Annotated in this window: 4 protein-coding genes; all 4 read right to left on the reverse strand. The window is 61.4% G+C overall.

Going from position 1 to position 5,441, the window contains the following annotated elements; translation table 11 throughout:
- On the reverse strand, window positions 1-2,450 hold a 2,450-nt coding region (locus A2J01_RS22145; RefSeq protein WP_269455335.1), incomplete at its 3' end, for a glutamate synthase central domain-containing protein.
- Window positions 2,451-2,632: 182 nt separating this feature from the next.
- The gene (locus A2J01_RS22150; RefSeq protein ID WP_064113600.1) at window positions 2,633-3,676 is read right to left on the reverse strand and encodes a ParB/Srx family N-terminal domain-containing protein; all 1,044 of its coding nucleotides are present in this window, start codon (window positions 3,674-3,676) and stop codon (window positions 2,633-2,635) included.
- A 152-nt stretch (window positions 3,677-3,828) separates the two neighbouring features.
- Window positions 3,829-4,689 carry a 3-hydroxyacyl-CoA dehydrogenase gene (locus A2J01_RS22155; protein ID WP_030536170.1) on the reverse strand — a complete coding sequence of 287 codons (861 nt, stop codon included), beginning with the start codon at window positions 4,687-4,689 and terminating at the stop codon, window positions 3,829-3,831.
- Between the two features lie 15 nt (window positions 4,690-4,704).
- Window positions 4,705-5,319 (reverse strand): TetR/AcrR family transcriptional regulator, encoded by a 615-nt coding sequence (locus tag A2J01_RS22160; RefSeq protein ID WP_064113601.1) that lies wholly within the window; start codon window positions 5,317-5,319, stop codon window positions 4,705-4,707.
- Window positions 5,320-5,441 lie beyond the last annotated feature (122 nt).

Consider the following 5,441-nt stretch of genomic DNA (forward strand, 5'->3'; position numbering starts at 1 on the left):
AATTGTTCTGTTCCGGAGGGACTGTCGAACGCGATCTTCTCTTCGGTGAGTTCGACGTACTTACGGACCGCGGTGGTACCGAACGAATGCCCTGCGCCGTCTGCACGCTCCTTGAACAGGCCGAGCAGTGGCAGATCCTTCTCGCCCCCGACTTCGCTCGCACGCTCGTGCCACTGCTTCGAGGTCACCGCGACGGTGTCGAAACCGACGCCACCCACCGGTGACTTCATGTTGGGGAACCACTGGCGCAGAACAGGGTCGGAAGTGTCGAGGAAGTTGGGTTCGAAGAATTCTCCACCGATGTAGCTCTCGACGGTGCACAGACCGACGCGTCCCATCGTCTTCATCAGGGACTTCTCGGCGGCCTTCGCGAAGCGTCGGAACGCGGCGTCCGGGTCAGCGGCGAACTTCTCCTCGGCTCGCAACTGAACGGACAGCGGGTAGACGGCGGAAGCGCCGAAACCGAGTGCGGCCGCAACGTGGTGTGAGGACTCGATCTGGCCGCTCTCCACGATGAGAGAGACGCGCAATCGCAGGCCCGCGTCGATGAGGCGTTGGTTCAATGCTCCGACGACCATGATCGCGGGAAGTGTTGCGCGCTCGTGAGATACGTGGCGGTCGGTCAGGACTGCGATTCCGCCCTGTTCGGCCGCGAAGGCTACAACAGCATCGCCGAGCGCGGTCATCGCGTCGACCATTGCCTGCGCGTCACCCTCGGCGGGGTAGAGCATTTCGAAGCGGCGGTGCGGAGTGTGGTTCTGTTCGCGGATCTTGAGCATGTCCAGGTGCCCGAGGATCGGCGAGGCGATGACGATCTGCTTGCCCTGTCCGGGGGACATCTTCGCACCCAATGCGACCCGGAGGGTCATACCGTCCGCTTCACGGATGCTGTCGAGCGGAGGGTTGGTGACCTGGGCGAATCGCTGTGAAAAGTAACGTGCCACACCGCCTTCGCGGTCGCTGAATGCGTTGATGGCGTTGCCGTAACCCATGGCGGAGACCTTTTCGGCTCCGTGCGTGAGCATCGGATCCATCAGGAATTTGAAACTTTCCTGATCCAGGGAGTACGCCATGTAGCGCTGATGTATCTCGAAGGTGCCGTTGTAACGGGTCGGGGAGCTGACTTTCTCCGCTGGCACGGCGGGAATGTCTTCGATCAGGATTCGCGATTGCTCCAGCAACGACTGGTAGTCGCGCTGAGCGGCAATCTTTTCCAGAGCTTCGCGGGCAGTGTAGGTATGGCGATCGCGATGATCGAAGTACAACATTCCGCCGGCCTCGACGCGGCCACGGTGAATCACCGTCTCGGGTGCGAACGCGATCTGTCCGGCTTCGGAGAATGCGCACACGTAGTCGTGCGTCTCGATCGTGCGTAGTGGACGCAGACCGAGGCGATCCAGGCGCGCACCGATGATGGTGCCGTCGCCGAACACCAGCGCTGCCGGTCCGTCGTTCTTCTCCTCGTACAGCGAGAAGTACTCGAACATCGCACGCACTGCGGGGGAGAGAGTGGTGTCGTTTTCCCAGGCCGGCGGCATCATCGAGACCACAGCCGTCACCAGGTCGACACTGTCCTCGATGACGCGTGCTTCCAGGGTCTGATCGAGTCGGCAACTGTCGGACTGGCCGGGCGGACGGACGATCGCACGTCGTTTTGCACTGGCGACAGCAGCTTCGGAGAGCCGATTCTTCTTGTCCGTGTTCAGTTCTCCGTTGTGAGCCATGAACCGGAACGGCTGCGCCATCGTGGGATGCGGGTCCGTGTTGGTCGAGAACCGCGTATGGAAGTACATCGTGTGCACGGCGTGATCGGGGTCGACCAGGTCGCGGAAGTACGGGATCACTTCGTCGGAGTTCAAGCGACCCTTGAGAACCTGAGTTCGCGCGCTGAGCGAGAGTGGGTACAACCCGCGTAGTGCAGGGGTGTTGTACGCGATGGCTTCGATGGCGAGCAGAGCTTCGTGCACGAGGCGATCGACTACCGCAGGCTCGGTGCGAGGAGTGGGCACCTCGAAAATCCACTGCCTGACCGGAAGTTGATGCGCGATCGCGGCCGGCCGAATCGCCGAGTTGTCGACCGGGACGTCGCGCACTGCGAGAGTGGTGAAACCGCGATCGAGAAGTTCACGTTCGACCAGGGCGGCAGCGCGAGCGTGCTGGGCGTCGTCGTCCGGAAGGAAGAAGTTGCCGACGCAGAAGCGTCCGGCGCGAAGGTCGGAGCGCCCGGTTACCTTGCGGAAGAACCGGAGGGAGAGGTCAACCGAGACGCCGCCGCCGTCGCCGACGCCCTCGGAGGACATACCGCCGCGGTGCGGAACCGAGCAGAGCGCTTCGCGGCCCTTGATCAGGACATCGTGGGTCTGCACGCCGTCCTTGCGCGTGATGAACCCGACCCCGCAACTGCTCTTGTCATCTGCGGGGTCGTACAAACCGACGATGGACGTGCTCACTGCAGCAACCTTCTCCCTGTCCTGGTTGCCCGGAGATTGTTCGACCGGGCAGATACGACGGCATGTATTCCGTCAGGGCAGGGCGTCGCTGCTTCGATGAAGCGGCACCCGAATGGGTTCAGACTACTGAGTAGAGGCTTACCTTAGTCAAGTCTGCTTGGTGTGACTTGGATCTGAGCAGGTCAGAGGGTTGCTTTGTAGGCAAGTGCGTAGGCGATCTTGCCCGGCTTGTCGTCTGTGTACGGCTTGGACAGCTTTGCGAACTCGCCCTTGGACTCGGCTTTGCCGTCGTTCCAGGCCGACAGGACGCCAAGATCGGTGGCAGTGAATCCGCTGTCGACGACGGCATCGCCCGTCAACGCTGTCTGTGCTTTGGTCACCGACTTCACGGTGCCCAGGTAGCTGGAGAGATCATCGCGATTCCAGTTGGTGAGGTCGACGGGCGCGGTGTCGCGGACCCAGGCGCCCCAGTAGAACTCCTGGAACGGAATCGTGCCTGCGGCGAATCCGATGTCGCGGGAGAAGTACATCAAGCTGCGGTACTTGTCGTCGGCGAAGTTGGCCAGGCCGCCGCTCTTCGGCAGAGCCTGGACCGGTACCTGGTTTCCGTCGACGTCACGCGACCAGACCCACTTGTTCTTTTCCATCTCGGTCCAGAAGGCACCTTCACTCAGGCCGCTGAGGTTGCCGAGAACCCGCAGTCGCACGTGAAGGTCGGGACCGCCGTCGGCCGTCTCGATGAAGGACGTGAGGGTGTGGTGACCGTCGGTCAGGTAGAGATCGCCGCGGGGTCCGACGACCACGGTCTTCATGGGCGCGATGCTCTCGGCGGTTTCCTGACCCACTGGAATCTGGCAGGTGAAGGACGACGGGTCCTTCAGCGTCGACGCCGCAGTAGCGGTCGCGGCCTGGATCTGGCCGTTCGCCTCACACCAGTCGTCGAACTTCTTGTTGATCGTGTCTTTTCCGAGCGTGTATCGCCCGAGCTTGTAGTACACCTCGTCGTAGCCGAGGGACGGTTGTGTCGCGTGAACGTCGCCGATGCGCACGTCCAGGAGATCACCTTCCTTGGCGCACAGGTACTCCGATCCGCCGGCGGAGCCTGAGAACGAACCGGTGGAGATTCCGCCACACGCGAGGGGAGCGGCGACAGCGGGAGTGCTGACCAATGTTCCGGCGCCGAGCAGTGCCAGTGTTGTGAGTGCCGAGATGGCGGAACGACGCATGTGGGGATCTCTCCTGATGATGGGTTCGCACGTGAAGAAGCTTGCGTCACAATCGCTCAGGGTGGTTTCGGACTTACTGACAACAGACGTCCGCGCGGTGGCTACCACGTGAATTCACGTCGTAACCACCGCGCGGTGAGCCGGTAAGTCGGTCAGCCCTTGTAGTTGTAGAAGCCCTCGCCGACAGCGACGCCGAGCTTGCCTTCATCGATGTAGTTCTTCTTGATGTAGTCGGCGAATTCGCGCTGCTTCTCGCCGCCCTGGGAGGAGATGTTGTAGACGGTGGTCAACCCGACGACGTCCATGATCTGGAAGGGGCCGAACGGGGCTCCGGTGCCGATACGCCACGTCTTGTCGACCATGTCGGGATCGGCGATGCCGTCGATCAGCAGGTCGGAGGCCGCGTTGAGGAGCGGGACCAGGAGCGAGTTGAGTACGTAGCCCGCCTTCTCCTTCTTGAGTTCGATCGGCACCATGCCGATGTTCTTCGCGAACTCGACGACCTCGCGGTACACGGCGGGGTCGGTGGACTCGGTGCCCATGACCTCGGCAGTGTTGTTGACCCACACGTGATTTGCGAAGTGCAGTGCGAGGAACTTCTCGGGGCGGCCGGTGAACTCCTTGAGATCGCTCGGCAGCAGCGTCGAGGAGTTGGTAGCGAACACCGTGTGCTCAGGAGCAACCGTGGCAAGCTTCTCGTAGGTGTCGCGCTTGATGGCGATGTCCTCGGGAATTGCCTCGATGACCAGGTCGGCCTTGGCGACGGCTTCGCCTAGATCGTACGAGTACGTAATACGTTGCAGCGCTTCGTCAGCCTTGCCTTCCTTGGCACCCTCGACGTTCTCGGCCTTGTAGGCCGCGGCCAACGAGTCGAACCGAGCCTTGGCCTTTTCGATGACCTCGGCGTTGATGTCGTACGCGACGACGTCGAAGCCGTGATAGGCGGTCTGATAGGCGATCTGTGAGCCGAGAACTCCGGTACCCAGAACGGTGATCTGCTTCAGTTCAGTCATTTTCGATCCTCAATCCTATTCGGTGGGTAGTCCGGCAAGCGTCAATCGGACCTGTGCGGCAACGATGTTCGTGAGTTCGTCAGCCGTGATCCGGTCCAATGCCGCGCGGGCTATTTCGAAGTGCAGCACGTTGGAAATCGTTCGCGCTGCAGTGGTGGTTCGGGTGGTGTGGTTGGGGTGTGCCTCGTGCAAGATTTGCGCAATCCGCGTTTGCAGGCGCTGCGAGAGTTCCAGGCCTTCGGCCCGGAAACACTCGCTGGGCTCACCGAACAACACCTCGCGTTGGTAGATGCCGGTGTTCTCGTCGTTTCGGCGACTTGCGATCAGCAGGGGTGAAACCAGTTCGAGCACACGATCTTCTGTGACGGTCGACTTGGCTTCACGCTCTTCTCCCAATTCGATCTGCTTGCGGTATTCAGCGTTGTACACCATGAGCAGCAACTCGGCTTTGCTTGCGGCGTAACGAAAGAGAGTGCCGCCGGCTACATCGGCGCGGTCGGCAATTTCTTGAGTTGTGACTGCGCTGTAGCCCTTTTCCGCGAACAGTTCGGCAGCGGCGTCGAAGATGCGTGTCTGCTTCTCGAGTTTGTTGCGTTCGCGACGGCCCAGCTCTTGGTCCGGCTTCGTCATCCCGCTCACCTCGTTCCATTTCGGATCACGCTCATAAATGAGTCTACTCCGAAATATCGGGAGGGTGGAGTCTCCTCCGTCACATCACCGCAGTCCGCTGACCCAACCGGCGAACACGTCTG

Source organism: Rhodococcus sp. EPR-134 (assembly GCF_001647205.1).
GTDB lineage: Bacteria > Actinomycetota > Actinomycetes > Mycobacteriales > Mycobacteriaceae > Rhodococcus_F > Rhodococcus_F qingshengii.